The 21519-nt window shown below is 62.5% G+C and carries 14 protein-coding genes; 2 read left to right on the forward strand and 12 right to left on the reverse strand.

Going from position 1 to position 21519, the window contains the following annotated elements:
• Nucleotides 1–57 precede the first annotated feature (57 nt).
• Nucleotides 58–1497, forward strand: a complete 1440-nt coding sequence (gene cls, locus DFS21_RS04480; RefSeq protein WP_110696842.1) for a cardiolipin synthase — start codon at nucleotides 58–60, stop codon at nucleotides 1495–1497.
• A gap of 39 nt (nucleotides 1498–1536) precedes the next feature.
• On the opposite strand, the gene cfaB is transcribed toward cls, so the two are convergent.
• Nucleotides 1537–2721 (reverse strand): C17 cyclopropane fatty acid synthase CfaB, encoded by a 1185-nt coding sequence (gene cfaB / locus DFS21_RS04485; protein ID WP_110696843.1) that lies wholly within the window; start codon nucleotides 2719–2721, stop codon nucleotides 1537–1539.
• A gap of 215 nt (nucleotides 2722–2936) precedes the next feature.
• Here cfaB and lpdA point away from each other — a divergent pair, with 215 nt between their 5' ends.
• Nucleotides 2937–4337 (forward strand): dihydrolipoyl dehydrogenase, encoded by a 1401-nt coding sequence (gene lpdA, locus DFS21_RS04490; RefSeq protein ID WP_110696845.1) that lies wholly within the window; start codon nucleotides 2937–2939, stop codon nucleotides 4335–4337.
• A gap of 85 nt (nucleotides 4338–4422) precedes the next feature.
• Here lpdA and hcnC read toward each other — a convergent pair whose 3' ends face one another.
• The 11 genes from hcnC to DFS21_RS04545 all read right to left on the reverse strand — a co-directional run bounded on the left by hcnC (nucleotide 4423) and on the right by DFS21_RS04545 (nucleotide 21400).
• Nucleotides 4423–5673 (reverse strand): cyanide-forming glycine dehydrogenase subunit HcnC, encoded by a 1251-nt coding sequence (hcnC, locus tag DFS21_RS04495; protein ID WP_102683401.1) that lies wholly within the window; start codon nucleotides 5671–5673, stop codon nucleotides 4423–4425.
• Nucleotides 5674–5675: 2 nt separating this feature from the next.
• Complete coding sequence (hcnB, locus tag DFS21_RS04500; protein WP_111531910.1) at nucleotides 5676–7070, reverse strand: cyanide-forming glycine dehydrogenase subunit HcnB; 1395 nt, start codon at nucleotides 7068–7070, stop codon at nucleotides 5676–5678.
• Nucleotides 7067–7375: a cyanide-forming glycine dehydrogenase subunit HcnA gene (gene hcnA / locus DFS21_RS04505; protein ID WP_111531911.1), complete on the reverse strand. Its 309-nt coding sequence runs from the start codon at nucleotides 7373–7375 to the stop codon at nucleotides 7067–7069. The genes hcnB and hcnA overlap by 4 nt, the downstream gene beginning before the upstream one ends.
• Before the next feature lie 172 nt (nucleotides 7376–7547).
• Complete coding sequence (gntB, locus tag DFS21_RS04510) at nucleotides 7548–8534, reverse strand: guanitoxin biosynthesis L-arginine gamma (S) hydroxylase (RefSeq protein WP_110696854.1); 987 nt, start codon at nucleotides 8532–8534, stop codon at nucleotides 7548–7550.
• Nucleotides 8535–8665: 131 nt separating this feature from the next.
• Nucleotides 8666–9787 (reverse strand): aminotransferase class V-fold PLP-dependent enzyme, encoded by a 1122-nt coding sequence (locus DFS21_RS04515; protein ID WP_158539544.1) that lies wholly within the window; start codon nucleotides 9785–9787, stop codon nucleotides 8666–8668.
• Nucleotides 9774–10955, reverse strand: coding sequence for an MFS transporter (locus tag DFS21_RS04520; RefSeq protein ID WP_256591233.1), 1182 nt, complete (start codon nucleotides 10953–10955; stop codon nucleotides 9774–9776). Before DFS21_RS04520 ends, DFS21_RS04515 begins: the two co-directional genes overlap by 14 nt.
• A gap of 38 nt (nucleotides 10956–10993) precedes the next feature.
• A complete protein-coding gene (locus tag DFS21_RS04525) occupies nucleotides 10994–12298 on the reverse strand; it encodes an ATP-grasp domain-containing protein (RefSeq protein WP_111531914.1) in 1305 nt (434 codons plus the stop codon).
• Nucleotides 12295–13356 carry a low specificity L-threonine aldolase gene (locus DFS21_RS04530; RefSeq protein ID WP_111531915.1) on the reverse strand — a complete coding sequence of 354 codons (1062 nt, stop codon included), beginning with the start codon at nucleotides 13354–13356 and terminating at the stop codon, nucleotides 12295–12297. The genes DFS21_RS04525 and DFS21_RS04530 overlap by 4 nt, the downstream gene beginning before the upstream one ends.
• Nucleotides 13357–13531: 175 nt before the next feature.
• Nucleotides 13532–14494, reverse strand: a complete 963-nt coding sequence (locus tag DFS21_RS04535; protein WP_111531916.1) for a proline dehydrogenase family protein — start codon at nucleotides 14492–14494, stop codon at nucleotides 13532–13534.
• A 757-nt stretch (nucleotides 14495–15251) separates the two neighbouring features.
• Complete coding sequence (locus DFS21_RS04540; RefSeq protein WP_256591257.1) at nucleotides 15252–18233, reverse strand: autotransporter domain-containing protein; 2982 nt, start codon at nucleotides 18231–18233, stop codon at nucleotides 15252–15254.
• A 167-nt stretch (nucleotides 18234–18400) separates the two neighbouring features.
• On the reverse strand, nucleotides 18401–21400 hold the full coding sequence (locus tag DFS21_RS04545) for an autotransporter serine protease (RefSeq protein ID WP_111531918.1): 3000 nt from the start codon (nucleotides 21398–21400) through the stop codon (nucleotides 18401–18403).
• Between the last annotated feature and the right edge of the window lie 119 nt (nucleotides 21401–21519).

Consider the following 21519-nt stretch of genomic DNA (forward strand, 5'->3'; position numbering starts at 1 on the left):
AGTGGCCCCCTCGAACGTGGTCTGTTAGCAGCAGTGCTCTCGGCAAGCAGGATGCGTATGGATTACCACAGCCCCTACTTTTTCGGTTACGTGCTCGGTCTGATTCACCTGCTCGGCCTGGCCGCCGCGCTCCATGCGGTGTTCACCGTACGCACCGCCCAAGGTGCGATTGCCTGGGCCATGTCGCTGCTGTTCATCCCCTACCTCACCCTCATCCCCTACCTGGTATTCGGCGCCCGCTCCTTCTATGCGTATATCCAGGCGCGGCGTCAGGCCAACCAGGAAATGCATGTGGCCATGGCCAACCTGAACTGGCGCCCATGGGTGGAGGAAGCACTGACCGCCCGGGAGTCGGGCGGCTATGCCGCCCTGCGCGCCATGCCCAGGCTCGGGCGCATGCCATGCCTGGCCAACAACGAAGTGAAACTGCTGATCGATGGCTCGGCCACGTTCGAGGCGATCTTTTCCGCCATCCGCATGGCGCGGGACACCGTGCTGGTGCAGTTCTTCATCATCCACGACGATGCCCTGGGCAAGGAGCTGCAGCAGCTATTGCTGCGCAAGGCCGCCGAAGGTGTACGGGTGTTCGTGCTCTACGACCGCGTCGGCAGTCACGCGCTGCCGGGCAGCTACAGCCAGGTGCTGCGTGACGGTGGCGTGCAGATCCAAGCGTTCGCCACACGGCGCGGCTGGTTCAACCGTTTCCAGGTCAACTTTCGCAACCATCGCAAGATCGTGGTGGTCGATGGCCTGCAAGGTTTTCTCGGCGGCCACAACGTGGGCGACGAATACCTCGGGGCACACCCCAAGCTCTCGCCGTGGCGCGATACCCACGTGCAGATAAGCGGCCCGGTGCTGGCCTGCCTGCAGGAGTCCTTCGCCGAGGACTGGTACTGGGCCACGCGCCAGCTCCCGCCGCTGATCCTGCCTGATGCCTACCCCGAGGATGGCGTGCTGTGCCAGGCACTGGCCAGCGGACCGGCCGACCCCCAGGAAACCTGCGCGCTGTTCTTCCTAGAGGCGATTCACTCGGCAAGCAGCCGGGTATGGATCACCAGCCCCTACTTCATTCCCGACGAAGCCATCTTCGCCGCCCTGCGCCTGGCGGTACTGAGGGGCGTCGACGTACGTATCCTGATTCCCTCACGTCCCGATCACCGGATCGTCTACGCCGCCTCCAGCCTGTTCGCCTTCGAAGCGGTTCGCGCCGGGGTGCGCATGTTCCGCTATCAACCGGGCTTCCTGCACCAGAAGGTGGTGCTGGTGGACGATGAGGTCAGTGCCATCGGTAGCGCCAACCTCGACAACCGGTCGTTCCGGCTGAATTTCGAGATCACCTTGCTCACGGTGGATCGCGCCTTTGCCGATCAGGTCGAGCACATGCTGGTGAATGATTTCGAGCAGGCCAGGGAGATCACCGCTGAAGACAGCCGCGACACCCATCGTCTGCAGCAGTTGGGGATGCGCATCGCACGCCTGATTTCACCGATCCTGTAGCGCGCAGCGGCGTGCCGGACAAGCACGCCGCTGTACAGGTCAGCGATACAGGTCCTCACGGGTCCATGGCAGGTCGTGGTGACCGTCGGCGTAAGGCTTCACTGCGAGAATCTGATGGAGGTTGATCCAGCCCTTTGTGAAGGCATAGGCACAACCGGCCAGGTACAGGCGCCAGATACGCAAGGTCTTCTCCGGCACCAGCGCGGCGGCGCGATGCAGCTGGTTCTCGAGGTTCTCGCTCCAGTGGTTGAGGGTCTTGGCGTAGTGCAGCCGCAGGCTCTCGATGTCGACCACCTCCAGGCCCGCTTCGCAAATCCGTGCAGTGATCATCGAGATGTGCGGCAGCTCGCCATGGGGGAACACGTAACGGTCGATGAAGTCGCCCGCGCCGCGACCGACGGGGCGGCCATCGACATGCTTGGCCGTGATGCCATGGTTCATCACCAGGCCACCTTCGCGCACCGCACCGAACAGCCGCTTGCAGTACAGCTCGAGATTGGCGTGGCCGACATGCTCGAACATGCCGACGCTGACCACCTTGTCGAAGCGGCCATCCTGGGGCAGGTCGCGGTAGTCGAGGATCTGCAGGTCGACCTTGTCAGCCAGGCCCTCCTCCTTCACCCGCTCGCGGCCCAGCTTCAGCTGCTCCTTGCTCAGGGTGATGCCGAACACCTTGGCGCCGTACTCGCGAGCGGCGAATCGCGCCAGCCCGCCCCAGCCACAACCGACATCCAGCAGGTAATCGCCAGCCTGCAGGCGCAGCTTGCGGCACAAGTGGTCGAACTTGTCCTGCTGAGCCGGGGCCAGGGCATTGTCCGGCTCCTTGAAATAGGCACAGGAATAGACCATGTCCGGATCGAGCCACAATTGGTAGAACTCGTTGGACAGGTCGTAGTGATAGGAAATCGCTTCGGCATCGGTGGCCTTGTCATGAGCAGTGCGTGCCGGCACGGCCTCATCTTCATCCTGAAGCAAGGCATCGCTGAGTTCGTCGCAAACCCGGATGACTTCGCCTATATCGCCTTCCAGCTCCAGCTTGCCCTCGACGAAGGCCGATCCCAGCTCATTGAGGTTGGGATGGGTGAGCTGGGTAATGAGCTGGGGTTCCTTGACCACGATGGTGACTTGCGGGCTCGGCCCCAGATCGAACTGGTTGCCGTCCCACAGCTTGACGCGCAAAGGTAAGTGCAAGCTCTGCAACGCAGGTGGAAGTTGCGCAAGCATTCATGACCCTCCCTTTCGTTGATACGGGACGCCACGCCTTAATGTGTCGGACGCCACCGCATCAGGGTAGTTCATTCGTACGAAGTTTCCGGTAATCACGACCATAGTCTAGAACTATCTGGCGCAGCCTATTCAGCAGATTGTATACAATCATGCCTGCTCAGATTAACCTTGTGCCCTCTTCGCTTCCTCACACTCTCGGAGTAACGAAACCCATGAAATCCTATGACGTGGTGATCATCGGCGGCGGCCCCGGCGGCTACAACGCAGCGATCCGCGCGGGCCAGCTGGGCCTGAGCGTGGCCTGTGTCGAGGGTCGCTCGACCTTGGGCGGCACCTGCCTGAACGTCGGTTGCATGCCTTCCAAGGCATTGCTGCACGCTTCCGAGTTGTATGAGGCAGCCAGTGGCGCTGAGTTCGCCCATCTGGGGATCGAGGTCAAGCCGACCCTCAACCTGGGCCAGATGATGAAGCAGAAAGATGAAAGCGTGACGGGCCTGACCAAGGGCATCGAATACCTGTTCCGCAAGAACAAGGTTGACTGGATCAAGGGCTGGGGCCGCCTGGACGGGGTTGGCAAGGTGATCGTCAAGGCCGAGGACGGCAGCGAAACCACCCTGCAGGCCAAGGACATCGTCATCGCCACCGGCTCGGAACCCACGCCGCTGCCTGGCGTGACCATCGACAACCAGCGCATCATCGACTCCACCGGCGCCCTGTCGCTGCCCCAGGTGCCCAAGCACCTGATCGTCATCGGCGCCGGGGTGATCGGCCTGGAGCTGGGTTCGGTATGGCGTCGCCTGGGCGCCGAAGTGACGGTGATCGAATACCTGGACCGCATCTGCCCTGGCACCGACGAAGAAACCGCCAAGACCCTGCAGAAAGCCTTGGCCAAGCAAGGCATGGCCTTCAAGCTGGGCAGCAAGGTGACCCAGGCCACTGCCGCGGCCGACGGCGTCACACTGACCCTGGAACCCGCTGCCGGTGGTACCGCCGAAACCCTGCAGGCCGACTACGTGCTGGTAGCTATCGGCCGCCGTCCTTTTACCCAAGGCCTGAACCTGGAAAGCGCCGGGCTGGAAACCGACAAGCGCGGCATGCTCGCCAACGACCATCACCGCAGCGCGGTGCCTGGCATCTGGGTGATCGGCGACGTCACCTCCGGACCGATGCTGGCACACAAGGCCGAGGACGAAGCGGTGTCGTGCATCGAGCGCATCGCTGGCAAGGCCCATGAGGTCAACTACAACCTCATCCCGGGCGTCATCTACACCCGCCCGGAACTGGCCAGCGTCGGCAAGACCGAAGAGCAGCTCAAAGCCGAAGGGCGGGCCTACAAGGTCGGCAAGTTCCCCTTCACCGCCAACAGCCGCGCCAAGATCAACCATGAGACCGAGGGCTTCGCCAAAGTCATCGCCGATGCCGAGACCGATGAGGTGCTGGGCGTGCACCTGGTCGGCCCAAGCGTGAGCGAGATGATCGGCGAGTTCTGCGTGGCTATGGAGTTCTCGGCCTCGGCCGAGGACATCGCCCTCACCTGCCACCCGCACCCGACCCGCTCCGAGGCCCTGCGCCAGGCGGCGATGAATGTGGAAGGGATGGCGATGCAGATCTGACCGGACCTTTCAGCACCGCCCGTGGGAGCGGGCTTGCCCCGCGATTGCGTCATGCCTGCCAACGCGATCGCGGGGCAAAGCCCACTTAGCCATGGGCCCGCTGTTTATCCCCAGCGCTGTGGAAGCGCGACGCCAGGAATGGCGTGATATCCAGCGGCAGCGCCTCATTGTGGACAACCTTGTCCAGCAGCACGCCAGTAATCGCCGAGGTCAGAATCCCGGTACGGAAATGTCCACAGGCGTTGAAATACCCTTGGACATTATCCACAGGCCCGAGAATCGGCAGCTCGTCCGGTGACCCAGGCCGCAGGCCGGCCCAAGTGCGCTTGAGGTTCACCTGCGCCAGCTGTGGCACGCAGCGGATCGCCCCCTGCACCAAGCCGTTGATCTCCGGGAAGGTATTGGTGACATCAAAGCCCTTCTCCTCGGTGGTACTGCCGATCAGGATCTCGCCGTTGTCCTTCTGTGCCATGTAGCAATCGCTGGTGGTGATGCAGCCATCGAGCAGCTTGGGCAGACGCTCGGTCAGCACGATCTGGCCTTTCACCGGCTTGACCGGAATGCTCTCCCCGGTGGCCCACTCGCTCAATTCCGCCGCCCAGGCGCCAGCGGCATTGATCAATGTGCCGCAATGGAACTCACCAGCCTCGGCGGTGCGCACGCCCTTGATCCGGGTGCCTTCATGCAGCACGCCGGTGATGTTCACGTTCGGGTACAGGTCGACGCCGTTCTGCCGCGCCGCCTCCATGAACGCATCACCCAGGCGGAACGGGCTGACCTGGTGATCGCAGAGAAACTCCAGCGCGCCATTGGCCTTGAGCGTTACCGCCGGCTCCGAAGCGCGCAGCGCGTCGCGGTCGAGCCAGCGCACCTGGTCGGCCAGGTGCGGGATCTGCTTGACGATGTGCTCGGCGTACAACTGGTCTTCTTCATCCTGGATGATGTACTTGAGCCCTGTGCGCTCGAACTTGAAGTCCATGCCGTGGCGTTCGATCAGTTCCTGGTGCAGCTGTGGATAAATCGCGTTGGACTGCAAGGCGAAGTCGAAGAAGCATTCCGGCAGGATATGCGGTGTGCTCGAATCGACCACCACCGCCGCGCCGTTGGCCTCGCGCTTGCTGCGCGAGGACATCATGCGAAAAAAGATCACCCCGCAGCCCAGCCCCACCGATTCACCGATGGCCCACAGGCCGCCGGCCGAGGCGCGGGTGGCATTGCCCGGGCGCTTGCAGTCGATAAGGGCGATCTTCAGGTTGCTGCGCTTGGACAGCTGGTAGGCGCAGGACGCGCCGATCACTCCACCACCGGCGATGATGATGTCGTAGTGCTTGTTCATGTTCAGGCCTCCGTGCCGAGTTGTTCGAATGCGGAAAACGGGATCGGGTCCACCGGGAAGCGCGGGCGCAGCCAACCCACGTCCTTGCGCCCGGTGGCGCTGCGCAGACGGTCGCTGCAGTAACCGACGCACATGCGCCCCTGGCAGTCGCCCATGCTCACCCGGGTGCGCATCTTCAGGCTGACCATGTCTTGCACACCCTGCTCCAGGGCCAGATCGATCTGCTCGCGAGTCACGTGTTCGCAACGGCAGATCACCGTATCGGCCTGGGGCAGTTCGACTTGCGCTGCGCCGCGGGCGGTGTAGCGCTCCACCCCGGAACGGAAGCGCTTGATCGCCGCCAGCTTGCCCAGGTAGCGCTCACGACGCTCGATCGCCTGCTCGGCATCGAGCTTGCCCATCTGCTGGAGCATCGAAACCGCGGCGATGCGTCCGGTCAGCATGGCCGCCTCGCCACCGCGGATCCCGGCCATGTCGCCCGCCAGGTGAATGTTCGGTTGGCTGCTTTGCTGCCACACGTTGCATTCTGCGCGCAGGTAGCCGTCCTCGCTGAAGCCATGGGCCAGGCCCAGTTGCTGGCTGAGCTGGGTACGTGGGATGAAGCCATAGCCCACAGCCAAGGTCCGTACCGACTCGCGCTGGACACGGGTCATGTCCGGCTGCCAGTCTTGGGTATAGGGGGCGACCTCGACTTCCTGCAGTTCGCCCTCCCCGGTGGCGCCCACCACGCCCCAGCCATAGTGCATGGGGATGCCGTTGAGCTTCATGTAGGCGAGCATGCTCAAGCCGTCGAGGAACAGCTGTGGCTTGTTCATCAGCGCCAGGCTTTCCTTGGCGATGCGGTTGAACGAGCAGGCCTCGTACACCCCCGCCACCTTGGCACCGGCAGCGTGCAGCTGGCACGCGACCAGCGGCAGCAAGGGCCCGGTACCGGCAATCAGGGTGCTGCCCAGCGGCTTGACCACACCGCTCTTGATCTGCAATTGCAAGCCACCGAGCAGGATCACGCCCGGCAAGGTCCAGCCGGGGAACGGCACGTTGCGCTCATGGCAACCGGCGGCCAGCAGCAGGTGGGAATAGTCGATCTCGTGCAGGCGCTCATCGCTATCGAGCACCATCAGCCGCTGGTCGTCACCGCCCACCACGCGATGGTTCAGGCGCAGGTCGATGCGCTCGGCGCAGGCGGCAAAATCTTCGTGCAGGCGGGTCAGGGCCTTGGTGTAGCGCGGGCCCAGGTAGCCCAGGTCGACGCCAGCGCGCAACGGGCCACGATAGACCACGCCACCGGGGCGCGAGGCCTCATCGAACAGCAGGCAATCCACGCCATGTTCGGCCAGCTCGATGGCCGCCCCCATGCCGGCCGAGCCGCCACCGACGATCACAGGACGAAGGCTCATGGGCGAACCTCCTCTTGCACTCGGTTGACTTCAGTCTCGATGCTCATCCCCGGCTTGACCACAGTCTGACAAGCCCGACGCTTGGGTCGGCCGTCGATCTGCACCAGACAGCAGTGGCAGACCCCCATGCCGCAATAGGCACCGCTGAGCTGGCCATGATCGTTGCGCGCCACCTGGCGCAGCCCGACGGCATTCAAGACGCTCAGTACGGTTTCACCTGGAGCGGCAAGCACCGGGGCACCGTTGAGATGAATCGTCAGGTCGGCGCCCGACATTGGCTGAATATCGAGTTTCCTTTCCAGCATCAGCGTTTACCTCGTCGTCCTTGTTTAGGCAGGATCGTGAAGGTAAGGCAGATTCCGTCCGGAAAAGATGACCTATGCCATGACAACCACACAGCCAGGCACACACTCGATGAAAGGCGAATCAAGCAAGTGGCCGATACGTTCCAGATTGGAACGTATCGGCCCTGCCGGGTCACTCGGCGGTCATTACCGCGCTGATCTTACCGCTTCTATAGGCATCGAAGATCTGGGCAAGGCTGGATCTGGCTTCGCCTTTGGCGGTGAAGATTCCGCCACAACCACGGTTCGCCTCTGCGTAGCTGGGATCGTCCATCAGTACCAGGTGCGCCTTCTTGAGGTTCCAGAAGGGCACGCCGGCAAAAAGGTGGTGCGTAAGGTGATAGTTGTCGCCATGCATGCCAATGAACACGCGCTCGATGAGGCTGGGGAAGCGATTGCGGGTCAGCTTCACTTCATCCTTGTATACCCCGAACATACCGAAGTGCTCGGATATCTCGGAAAGCCAGCCGATCACCTGAAACGCGGTGAAGTACGGCACCAGCCAGAACAGCAGGTAGCCCCAAGGCCCCACCGAGTACCAGAACAGCGCCAGGATCACCAGGTGCACGGCCAGCAGTTTGAGGCCCTGCATCGGCTTGGCCACGACATCGCCAGCGCGGTTTTTCACCAGGTAGACGAAGTAATGCGAGGTGTTGGTCAGCGTGATGCTCTTGAGCAGGTGACGCAGGAGAAAGTCGAGCCGATCACTTGCGGCATACAGACCGGAATCAATGTAGTACCTGTGGTCGGGATCGGCGTGCTGGTCCCCCAGGTGATGATGATGCAGTTGCACGTGGGAGCGGCGATACGCTTCGTAGTTCTGGAAGATCGGGTAGGCAAGCAAGTATTCGCCGATCAGCCGGCAGAGCACTTTGTGGCTCATCAAGGTCATGTGCGCCGCTTCGTGCAACAACGAAGCGAGCGCGCGCTGACGTGAGCCGATCATCAGCACGGTCAGCGGATAGAAATACGGGCTTTGCAGGCTCAGGTACACCGCGAGCGCGATGACGGCCACATCCAGAGCAAGGGCAAGCGCCCAGTGCCAGTTGTCCTTCTCGTATAAAGGACGCAAGCGCTCCTTGATTTCAGCGGACGGTTTGAATCGGTTCACATCGTTCATCGAAAGTCCCTGTTCGTTAAGTCGAGGCGATGGAAGGCCCCTTGCTCCTGGCGCCAGCCGATGCCGAGGCGCAGATAGGGCCCAGTTGCAGGTGACAGCCATCGAGGGCGGTGTCACTCACGCCACAGTCGTTACTGGTGAATGTTTCGCAGCAAGTGCACGAACTGTTCGGCCTGTGAAACGGTGCTGGCGGATCCCAGCGAAACACGCACAAAACGCGGGCCCCCACGGTCACTCATGAAGTACGGCGTGTGAGCGGCATAACCTGCCCAACAGTTGATGCCATTGAAGCGAAGCCTGCTGACCACCTCAGGTGCAGGAACCCCTGCATGGAAAAACGACACGATCCCTCGCTGACGCGCCCCAGGAGCGATCAGGCGCAGCTGCGCATTGCCCTCGAGCGCCTGCACAAGGAACCGGTAAGCCGCGCAATCATCGACATAGCCCCCCGCCAGCCGCTCCTGCACTGCGATATTCAGCCCTACCAGCGCGGCGCTGTTTCGTTCTGCATACTCAAAGCAGCGGGCATCCTGCTGATCCAGGCTGACGCCATTGGCAACACTGAAGGTCGCCCTGTGCAGATCGGTGAATCTCGGCCTCGCTACAGTGCGAAACGTCTCGGACAAGTAGGCAAACCCGGTACCTCGGGGGCCACAGAGAAACTTGCGCCCGGCAGCCGTTAGCACATCGCAGCCGATGGCCTGGACATCGATCGGCAACATCCCCAGCGACTGGCAGGCGTCGACGAAGAAGACGCAAGGGTGACCGCGCAGCAGCCGGCCTACTGCCTCCACATCATTGACGATGCCGCAGCAGGACGGCACGTGGACGATCGAGACAAGCTTGACGTCGTCGCGCAGATGCTCGGCCAGCCAGGCCAGATCGAGGTCTCCATTTTCCAGCAAGGGGATGACATCGATCACCACCCCATGGCGCTGGCGCACGTGCTCCAGGGCGATGAGATTGCCCGCATACTCGTAAGGCGTTATCAGGACACGATCACCGACATGCCAATCCAGTGCGTCGAGCGCCGTCACCCAAGCCTTCGTCGCGCTGTCGAACAGGGCGATGTCGCCCGGCTGCGCTCCGACAAGGCGCGCGATGTTGTGGTAGACCTCATGCTCCAGCACCTGCGCGCTGGCCAGTTCGGCCTCGTAGCCACCTTGATCGCGCTCGCGTTGCAAAAACCCCTGCATCGCCTCCACTGCCCGCGCCGACAGGAGCCCCGCGCCAGCGGTATTAAAGTGAATCATGCGCACCCTCCTTGGCCTTGCAACCCATGTAGTAGAAACCCGTCGCCAGTACCACGCACAGGCACAGCACATAAAACATGACCTGTGGCTGATACAGCGAAAGCGCCAGCCCGCAGAGCATCGGCCCCAGCGCCGCCCCCAGGTTCGACAGGTTCTGCGCGCCGTAGTAGATGCCGCGCAGATGCGCAGGAGCGATGTAGTCGATGAACAGGTATTCGGTGGGGATGATGATGATTTCGCCAACCGTGAACACGATCATCGCGATCACCCACACCGGCACTTGCTCGGCAACGCTGAAGCCGACCAATCCCACCAGGAAAAACAGCATTCCCAGGCACAGCATGCGAAACAGATTGCCCTGGTTTATCCGCGAGCCCACCAGGTACTGCAGGCCGATGACCACACAGGCATTTGTGGTCACCAGGTAATTGATGAGCTGATAGGTACGCTCAGGACTGCTGGTGACCAGCAGGTACTGGGACAGATAGGCGGAGAACTGGCCGAACACGATCACGCTGAGCAGGCCACCCAAGGTGAAGCACACCAGGCGATAGTCTTTGAAGAGATACCCCAACACCTTGAGGAACCCCTGCTCGGCAGGGACACTGGTACCAGGTGTGGATAACTTTTCGCCAAGCAACGCATACGCCAGCACGAACACCGCTCCTACCAACCCCGCGGCCGCAAACGGCACTCCGGGGCTTACCTTGGCCAACATAACCCCAAGGAACGGTCCGGCGGCGAAGCCGATGTTGGTGAGTGTGTACTTCACCGAAAAGACCGCGCCTCTTCGCTGTGCGACCACCAATGAGCCGATGCAGGCTTTGACGGCGATATCGATGACCGCATAGGCGAGGTTCACCACCACGATCGCCAGGAAGAACACGCCGAGCATGGCGGTATGAAAGGCAACGCCAAATGCCAGGGCGAACAGGCTCCCGGCAACCAGGAGGATCTGATAGCTGGAAAACCGGTCGACCAGGAATCCGCCATACAGGCTGAGGAGCGAGCTCGCCATCAGCGCCAGCCCCAGCGCCAGCCCGACATCAGCCACCCCCAGGCCGAAACGCTCCGCGCAATAGACCACCAGGTATGGCAGGGTCATTGCCCGCGCCAGGGTAAGGATGAAGGTGGCCGACAGCAGCAGCATCACCGGCGGGGTGTACAACCTGCCCTCGGCCAGCGTCAGCTCGGCAGCGCCCTGCTTCATGCCAGCATGCCCTGATAGATGGCCGGCTCGGCCTCACGCAACAGCTGGATGCTGTCCTGAATCGAGGAGCGGTCCTTGTCCAGGATGAAGACATGCCCTGGGGAGTTCTCCAGCGAGTTCGTCTCGCTGAGCTCACCTTCATGCTGGATCTTGATGCTGTGCAACCCAGGGATATGCTTCCACACCGAAATATCCGGGCGCTGCCTGATGGTCCCGCTGGCCCGGGCAATGAGGAAGACACAGCTGGAGTGGAAGTAAAGTTTCTTCCTGGGTTGGGCCCGATACTCCAGGAAGCCTTGTGGATTGATCAGCGACTCCACCCAGAGATTGAGCTGGTTGTGCCCCAGGGCCCGGGTATAGGCCGACAGGTCGATCCCTCCTGGCATGCGGGCGGCAGTCTCGAGCAAAACCGGCTCGTCGTTGACGATCATCAGCTCGCTGTGCCCGACCCCTTGCTTGATGCCCAAGGCATCCAGCACCGAGAAGACATACTCGGACAAGCGGCGGTACACGTCCTGGTTGTCGACCGGGCACATCAGCTGGTTGTAGTCATGCACGGGCGCGGCACCGATGCGGGTGCGGTACACGCGAATGATCTCACTGACGAAATGCTGGCCGTCCACGCTGACCGTGTTGACGCAGTATTCGATATCGACGTCCCTGCCCTTGTCCGACTTCAGTTCGGAGAAGAAATCGGAGTTGTCCAGATACTGCTGCACCAGAACCTGTTCGTTCTGCGCCAGGAAAATGTTGCGGCTGGACTTGATGGTCGCAAAGGCGTGGGCCACCTCGTCGGCATTGGTACAAATATGGATATTGTCGGAACCCGCACTGTTGATGGGCTTCAATACAACGGGGAAGAGATCCTGCTGTTCGATCCATGCCTGGATCTCGGCCAGCTCCGCCGAACGGAAATGCTTGATGGAGCGCACCCCCGCGCCCTTGAGGGCTTCGTGCATTTCATACTTGTTCCTCCAGCGAATCGCGTGCGCCGGATCGTTGTGGCGTGCGACATTGAAATGCGCCGCCAGGTGAGCCGCCAGCTCGACCCCAAACTCGCATCCCGCCAGGACGAACTGTACGCTGTACTGACTCAGCGCTTCATCGAGCGCTGCGTCGGACTGGTAATGCAGATCGGCGATGAAGTCCGTTTCCCGGAACCACGACTCGTAGAACGCATTGACGTTGTCTGTCGAACGCACATGAATGCACTCGTAGCCGCGTGAAATGAATGCCGGGGCAATCAGGCTACCGATGGAATAGGCATCCACCACCAGCACCACGTTCTTCTTGTAGATCATTTCACGGCCTCCTTGGCATGGGCGAGTTCACCTACCTGTGCTTTGATCAGCTCTGCAGCCTTGATGATCTGGGCACGGTCGATATTGATGTGGGGGACGAGGCGGATTTCCTTGTCGTTGTAGGGGAGCGCCCCCACGCCACGCTCCTTGAGCAGCTCGGCAAAGCGCATCGGCGTAACCCCAAGGCGCGAAATGTCGAGGGTGACCATGTTGGTCCCTTTGTAGCCCGAGCGCGCTTCGTCCACGTCGGTGAACTGGGCATGCAACAGTGCCGCGTGCTCGTGGTCCTCGGCCAGGCGCTCGATATTGTTGCGCATGGCGTACAGACCCGCCGCGGCCATCATTCCACTCTGGTGTTGGTCGCCGCCGAACCACTTGCGGTACTTCTTGGCCTGCTGGATAAGCTCGCGCGACCCCATCATGATCGAACCGACCGGAGCACCGAGGCCCTTGGAAAGGCACATGGACAAGAGGTCGGCATTGTCGGTGTACGACGTCACATCGATACCGGTAGCAATTGACGCATGCAGGATGCGCGCGCCATCCAGGTAGCGGTACGCGCCGATACGCTGGGCATAGGCAAACACCTGGTTCATCTGCTCGAGCGGAAAGATGCCGCCGCCTTTGCAACCCAGGGTGTTTTCCACCACAACGACACGAGGCGTCGCATAGTTCTGGCTCCAACGGCATTTGGAGGCATGGAGTCGCTCCAGGTCCGCTACATCGAACAAGCCATCGTCATGCTGGGTCAGGGAAAAGTTCACCCCGGAGAAGGCCGAAGTCGAAGCGGATTCATAGAAGTTAATGTGATAGGACGCATCCAGGAAGATCTCGTCGCCCGGCCGCGTCATGGCCTTGATCGCCAATTGATTGCTCAACGTGCCACCGGTGGTAAACAGCGCGGCTTCCTTCTGGAAGTAGTCCGCACAATACCTTTCCAGCGCGCTGACACTGGGGTCCTCCCCAAAGCAATCATCACCGACCTCGGCCTCGTAGATTGCCTTGCGCATACCCTCCGTGGGCTTTGTTACAGTATCGCTTCTGAGGTCAATGAACATGTCTACTCCCTGATATTGTCATGTGAAAGGCATGCCTTTTAGTTCACACGGAACACCGTGTGAAACTTTCACGTTTATTGTCAAAACATTGCCGTTCAAGCGCGAAGCAACGAAGGGGAAACCAACGTCAGCTGAAACTTAGGCAGGTCAACGGATATAGGAACCGCAGGGCGGTCTAGTAATCGGCGCCAAATACAACGCGAGAAGGGTCGCTGAAATCGGCCAGCGCCCCCAGGATCTCGATTGGCGACTCCGCCAAACGGTGCAAGAAGTGCAGGTACCAACTACCGCCGTACACCGCATAGATACGGCAAGGCACTCCGGCCTCCCTGGCCCGGCGCAACACTGCCGGTTGCACACCATGCAGCATCTCCAGTTCCAAGTTCGCGGCATGCCGTGGCTCAGCCAGAATCCGCGGAATCAGCGCCGGATCCTGGGTGGCGCAGCTGACGGATACGCCCGCGTCCAGCACTTTGCGCAACAAGTTCAGGTAGCGTTCATCCAGCGCGTCGCCGCGTGGCAGTGCCACTTCCAATGGTTCGTTGTACACGCCCTTGACCAACCTGACCTTGCGCCCGTAACCAAGGACCTTCGGCAAGTCGTCGAGGGTGCGGTGCAAGTAGGCTTGGAGGGTCACGCCAACGTTTGCGTGGGCAGGCGCCAATTCGCCGTATACCTCGAGGATGCTATCCACCGCCGAGGCGTGTTCCATGCTGATCATGACCGGCAGATCATGTTCCGCCGCAGCGGCAATGATGGTGGAGGCATTCTTGTAGGCCATCTCCTGGGAGACCGCCAGGCCAACGGCACTGAGGTCGAAGCTCAGTTGGGGCCTGAGCCCCGCTTCGGCGAATGGCTGGATCGAAGCAAGGTATTCATCGACGAAACGCTGTACCACCGCCGGGTCGGCATTCTCCTCGCCCACGTACTCGACGCTCAGCGCATAGCCCTTGCCGTTGAGCAGTTGCAATTTGGGCAGCAGGGCTTCCCGGTTCGCCGCAAGAAAATAGCGTTGCGCGGCAGGCTCGAACAACTTGAAGAACAAGGCGTCCTCACTGAACGCCTCCCTGCACGCTTTGTTCATGGCCAGTTTCTTCAGGGCGGCGGCAGCCAGGGTAGACGTTTCCTGGGAAACCATCAGTCTCTCTCCTTGAGCAGGGCAACGGCGTACGTCTCTTGTACGGCCACTCGACAATAGGCAACAACGGCTGAATCGATCAGCTGCAAAATCCTAAGCAGGCACTGTTTACATTGTCCAGCATCGAAGCCGGGGGCAGTCGCCAGGTAGACCGTACAAACAGATGTTTACCGTTTTGCTACGGCGCACTGACCGACTATCAAATAACGACATCAGCCTGTGGCCAACTGAATGTGCATAAGGGAGAGCGTTCTGGAAAAGGCCATCACATCGCCACCTACTAAAAATAAATAAAAACTCAACAGATCAGTTAGTTGAACAAAAACTTGCGTGCGGTAGCAGCGCTACTACTTCGTTCGGCAGGGGGCACCACAACGATAAATTTATCGAATGGAGGGTCGTTTTATAAGTGGTATTGATAACACCCAGTTGATGAGGGTGATGGATAACCATTCAAATGAGGGGTAGTTAACTGCTGGGTTTTGTCCAGAACGCCTTGTATTTTATCGCGAGTGGCGATAAGACATCAAAGCAAAAAAGACCACTTAGAAAAACTGAATCCAGTGTTATCAGGTTAATCGAGCTGTTTGGTCCAATTGTAAAGGCCATGACGCAGCGCTTTTTGCTTCAGGTCACAAGGATTCTATTCAATAAAAAGCCCCTGCACATTAACGTCGCAGGGGCTGAGCAGCGTTGAACAGAGCATTTAACCTGTCGCGTTTCGCGCTCTGCAGTCTCTCCCAGGGTAAACGGGGCGTCAGAACGCCCAATCCAGGGTCAGGCCGACCCCGTGGCTCTTGTCGCGACTACCCAGCAGTCCGTTGTAGTCCAGGTTGACCCGGGCCTGGCGACTCAGGGCAATCCCTACCCGTGCACCGACCACTGCCGCATCACGATCCAGTGACAGCGCCTGAACCTTGTAGGTATCGCCCTGGCCCGCGAACGCCAGGTGCTGGTCGGCCCCGGTAGAACTCAGGTTGTGCTGCCAGCCCAGAGTGGCGGCAAGCTCAACCGCCTGGCCGCTGGGCAACTGCAATTGCTTGCCGGCCCGCATGCCCAAGGTCGAGAGCCAGGCATCGCGGTTATCCTGCCCACCCTTCAGCGCGGCAGCGCCGCCATGCTCCCTGAAGCTGTCGCTGGCGATATGCACGTAGGCCAGATTGGCGAACGGCTCCAGCGCCACGCTCGGCAGTTCGACCTTCCAGGCCGCCTCGCCGAACACCTGGGTGCTCTGGGCATCACGCTTGCTCTTCTGGCGATCGCTGACCTCGTTGTACTGCAGTTCGCGCTTGGTCTCGATACGGTGCCAGCTGTGGCTGGCGCCCACGCTCAGGCGCAGCTGCTCCAGTTCCTTGCCGGCATAGGCACCCAGGTGGTAGCTGTCGACGCTGGCCGAGGAATGACGGCCATCGCCCATGCTCAGCGAGCTGTCGCTGTAGCCGGTGAAGACGCCGACACGGGTGTCCTCGCTCATCTGCCCGTCGATCCCCAGCAGCATGCCGCCAATCGAACTGCTATAGCGCGCATGTCCGGAATCACCGTCGGCCTTGCCCCAGGCGCCCAGGGCCTTGACCCACAGGCCGTTGTCCTGGCCTTCCACACCCTGTAGCCGGGTACGCTCGCCCACGGCGTCGCGCAACTGGCGGCTGTCGTTGAGCAACAGGTTACCCACCGCCGGGTGGATTTCCCCGGACAGTTGATCGAACGCCTGCTGGGCACTGCCGGCATCGCCCGACAACAGCAGGCTCTCGTAGACCGGGTTGCCCGCGCCGAGCCGATCGGCCGCCGCGGCCACCGAACGCTGGTTGGCGGTCAGGCCGACACTGGCGAACGACGTGGCATTACGCTCTACCGCCAGCCGCACCCCAGTGCCGGTATACGCCAAGCCCCCACCGAGGAACAACGCGTTGGACTGCACCTGGGCGAAACTGCCTTGCACGCCGCCTGCGGCATCGAGGATGTCGAACTGCCGCCCCACCAGGCTGGTGGCCTGCTGGGACTGCAGCGAAACGCCAGGGTTCTGCAGGTCCAGGGCCAGGTTCGCGCCACCCACAGCTATCTGGCCATCGCTGGCCAGGCGGTCGCTGCCGGTGCTGTCCACCTCCACCGCATAGGTCGAGCCCGGCTGGAAGGTCACGTCGGAAGCCACGCGCAAGGTGCCGATGGAGTTACCGGGCGCCACCACGCCGCCGCGGTTGACCACCAGCGCACCGATCCTGCCATTGCCGCCCAGCACGCCGCCGTCGTTGACCGTCACGGTCGACTGCAGCGAACCATTGACCGCCAGCCGTCCCTGGTTGACCAGCGTCGGCCCGGCGTAGGTGTTGTTACCGCTGAGCACCAGGGTGCCGATGCCCTGCTTGGTCAGGCCGCCATGCCCGGAGATGTCGTTGCTCCACAGGTCCAGCACGCAACTCAGGTCGGTGCAGCGCCTTTCAGTAGGCCTGCCGGCATCCACCAGGGCGCCGACACCCGGCAAGTCAGCGACGAACTGGGTTGGGCCGTAGCCGCCAGCGATACGCAACTCCTCGGGAATGTCCTGCTCGGTAACCAGCATGCCGGGGCCGCGGATCCCCTTGTCCAGGTTGATCATGCCCCAGCCATACAAGGAATCGATACCGGGCGCGCCCATGTCGGTTGCGGTGGTGCGCAGCACGCTGGCGATCTGCGCGCCGCTCATATAGGGGAAACGCTCCATCAGTACCGCCGCTGCGCCAGCAGCATGGGGCGCGGCCATGGAGGTACCGTTCTTGTTGGCGTAACCCTGGGTCAGGTCCTCCAGGCTGGTACCGCCAATCACCGCGCTGTAGATCCGGGTGCCGGGGGCCGATACGCAGAAGCTTGCGGTATAGCCGCAGCGCGAAGAGAACGTGCTGATCACGTATGGGTTGGCGCTGCTGGTGTCGGGGTTCTGCTGCAACGCCGCCACGGTCATCCAGTTGGGAGCGATCTCCGGTACGAAATAGCCCAACCCGGCAATCGCATCGGGATTGTTCAGGTTGTAGTCGTTGCCGGCGGCGAAGATGGTCAGCACCCCGCTACGGGCGGCGGCGATGGCGCCGTCATAGGCGCCGCCAGGCAAGGTGCCCAGAAGCGGCTGGATCTGCGCGAACTGCGCCCGGGCATCATCCACCGTGAAATGCGGGAAGTCCGGATTACGCCCGCCCTTGGCGAAGCGATCGGTGATGCCGATGCCCCAGCTGTTGTTGATGATCCGCGCGCCGCTGGCCACCAGGCTGTCCCAGCCGGCCTTGTACACCGCGCCATCGTTGCCCAGGACAATGCCATCCTCGGGGCCGGGGTCGCCGTTGTCGGCGCTGATGATCTGCGCATTGAAAGCCACGCCATGCATCTCCACGCCATCACGGTTGCCGGCGGCGATCCCGCCGACGTGGGTGCCATGGGAGCCGAGCTTGCCATCCGAACCTACCGACGGGCTGCCGTCGTAGCGGAAGGCATCACCGGCCTTTACCGGGATGTAGGGGTCGGTGTACTGGCGGATGCCGCTGGTGACCAGGGTCACGATCTTGTCCTTGCCGGCGAACTCGGGGTGCGGGGCATACACCGGCTGGTCGAAGATTCCCAGCTTCACCCCCTTGCCGCTGTAGCCGGCGGCATAGGCGCTGTCGGCATGGATCGCCCCCAGCCCCCAGTCGGCCTTGAATTCGCTGCTGCGCCAGCTGCTGGCGTCGCCCAGCCGGCCACTCTCCACATAGGGCGCGGCCTGGGCCGTGCCCATCAATGCCGCCCAGCCCACCAATACCCGCCCCAGTGGTGCCAGGGCCCAGCCCTGCCCAAGTGCGCTGTCATCCTGTCTGACTCGCTTCACTACGACCTTCCTTAGTTGTATGGATTGAATACCGCGTTGGTCGAACTCCGTATTGCAACAACTGGCGCCACGACGCCTCAGAAACGCCATTGCAGGTTGAGCCCCGCGCCATGCTGTTGTTCACGACTGGCCAGGCGCCCCTGGTAGTCCAGGCTCAGGTCCAGGTCGCGGGTCAGTCCCACCCGTGCCTGGAGCCCGACCAGCGCGGCATCGCGCAAGGCCGGCGACGTCTCCACCCGGAACGGCAGGTCACTGCCGGCAAAGGCCAGGTGCTCGCGGTCCTGGGTTCCACTCAGCCGGTGCTGCCAGCCCAGGCTCGCCGCCAGCTGCAGGTCCTGCTGCGGGCCCACTTGCCATTGCTGGCGCCCACGCAGGCCCAAGGTGCTTAACCAGGCATCACGCTGCTCGTCGCCCGCCTGCAACGCTGCGGCATCGCCTTTCTCATGGAAGCCATCACGGTCCAGGTGCTGGTAGGTCAGGTTGGCGAACGGCTCCAGTTGCACCGCCGGCAACGCCAGGCGATAGGCCGCCTCGGCAAACAGCTGCTGGCTGCGGGCATCGATCCGCGCGCGCTGGCGGCCGGACACCTCGGCATAGGCCAGGTCGCGACGAACTTCGGCGCGGTGCCAGCTGTAGCTACCGCCCAGGCTCAAGCGCAACTGGTCGACGTCGTGGCGGACATAGGCGCCCAAGTGGTAGCTGTCGACCGTGGCCCGGGAGTGGCTGCCGCCCATGCCCAGGGAGCTGTCGCTGTAGCCGGCGGCCAGCCCGGCGCGGGTCTGCTCGTCGAAGTCCCGGTCCAGGCCCAGCAGCATGCCGCCCAGGGAGCTGGTATAGGACTCGCTGCCCTGCACGCCCTCGATGCGCCCCCAACTGCCCAGGCCTTTGAGCCAGAGCTGGGTCGAGCCTGTCTCGCGCGCCGTCGTCCCAGGCGCATTGGCAGGCAGTGCGGCGCCTTGCACACGCTCGCCCAAGGCATCACGCAACACCGAGCCCTGGCTGAGCAGCATCGAGTCCAGCGCCGGGTAGATCTCTCCGGCGAGCTGGCGCAGGCCGTCCCGGGCCTGGTTCGCCGAGGTCGAGAGCAGCAGGCTTTCATACACCGGATGGCCCGGCCCCAGGCGCTCCACGGCGGCGCCGCTGGCGAGCTGGTTGGGCGTGGCCGCGACGCTGTCGAACGTTGCGGCGCTGCGCGTCACATCCAACTGCACGCCGTTGGCCGAATAGTCGAGCACGGTCCCAAGGAACAGGTAGCCGGGCTGGACCTGGGCGAAGCGCCCATCGACGCCGCCTGCTGCCTGCAGGATGTCGAACTGGCGCCCTACCAGGCTGGTGACCGGGCCACCGGCCAGCAGGTTCGGCCGAGCCTGGGGCACCAGGCTGAGATTGGCGCCAGCGACGCTGGCCTGGCCATCCACCACGAGTCGATCACTGGCCGTGGGCGATAGCTCCACCTGATAGGTCGAACCCGGCTGCAAGGCCAGGTTGCCGGCGACATTCAAGGTACCGATGGAGTTACCCGGGGCCACCACACCCCCAGCGTTGGCAATCAGGGCAGCGACCCGGCCATTGCCGCCCACTGTACCCCCAGCATTGACCGTCACCGCTGATTGCAGGCTGCCGTTAACCGCCAGCAACCCGCCATCGACGCGGGTCGGGCCGCGGTAGCTGCTGTCACCCGTGAGCACCAACCAGCCGGCCCCGGACTTGACCAGGCTGCCTTGGTAAACCCGCTGCGCAGCCGCTGCGTCACGGGCCATGCCCAGGGCATAGTCACTGCGGTCCTGCTGGCTGGCGCCCGCTGCCAGGCCATGCTCCCAGCCGCGATCCTTGAGGGTCTGCTGCCAGGCCTGACGTTCCGCGACGTCCTCGGCCTGACGCTGCACTAGCGCCTGGTCGGAGATGCCGTTGCTCCAGCTATCGCCCTGCCCACGCTCCAGGTTGACGTTGAACTCCCCCAACAACTGCCCTGGGCCGTGCAAGGCCCGCCCCAGATCCGGGACGCCCCAGCCCACCCGCTCGCTGGGCGCCTGGGTCGGCGAGCCATCGAGCTGGCGCGAAGTGGTCAGCAGCACTTGCAGGGCCTGCTGGTTGTTCAGATAGGGATAACGCTCCATGACCACAGCCAAAGCCCCGGTAGCATGGGGCGCGGCCATCGAAGTACCGTTGTAGGTGGCATAGCCGCCACCGGGCACGGTACTGCTGATTGCCGCCCCCGGAGTCGCCAGGCACCAGTACTTGGCGATGCCGCACTGGTTGTATTTCTGCTGGTTGTTCTTGTCCAGGCCCGATACCGCCAGCCAGTGGCCTTCCAGTTCCGGCTGGAAGTACGGCAGCGCCGAGCGCACGCTGGCATTGGCATAGCCGCTGTTGCCGGCGCTGAACACATTGATCACACCCCGACGCGCCACATCGCCAGCGGCATCGAGCCAGGTGGCCTGCTGGAAATGCTGGGCGTAGGCCGCGCGCAGGTCGCCGAGGGTCTGGTAGCTGACATCCTTGGGCTGGCTGCCCCAGCTGTTGTTGATGGCCCGAGCCCCGGCATCCACCAGGGCGTCGTAGACCGCCTTGAAATACCGCGGATCGGGATCGGTGCCGAACAGGAACTTGTCATTCTTGTTGGTGTTGCCCACGTATACCTGGGCATTGAAGGCCACGCCATGCATGCCCACGCCATCACGGGCCGCGCCCATGGTGCCGGTGACATGGGTACCATGGCTGTCGTTGGCGCCATTGAGCCCCCCGGACACACTGAACGGGGTACCGTCCAGGTACTGGCCGGTGGCGGTGACCGCGTGGAAACGCCCGGGGCTGGCTTCGGGATGGGTGGGATCGAATCCCGAGTCCAGGGCGCCGATGCTGACCCCGGCACCGGTGAACCCGGCGGCATAGGCCTGGCTCGCCTGCATGCGCTCCAGGCCCCAGTCCTGCAGGTATTCGACCGAGCGCCAGCTGGCAGGGTCGCCCAGGCGGCCAGTATCCTGATAGGCCGCCGCAGCCGACAGCGGCAGGCCGCTGGCAAATGCCAGGCACAGCGTGCCCGTCAGCGTCTTGAGCTGATCACATCTCACATCCATGTCGATGACTTCTCTTGTTCTTGTTGTCGGATCGCCCATCCTGGGTCGACCAGTGTGTTACTGCATCGCTAGGCCGCAAGGCACGGCTTCATCGAGCAGCAGAAGGATATGACGTTTCT

This window comes from Pseudomonas sp. 2848 (assembly GCF_003253945.1).
GTDB lineage: Bacteria > Pseudomonadota > Gammaproteobacteria > Pseudomonadales > Pseudomonadaceae > Aquipseudomonas.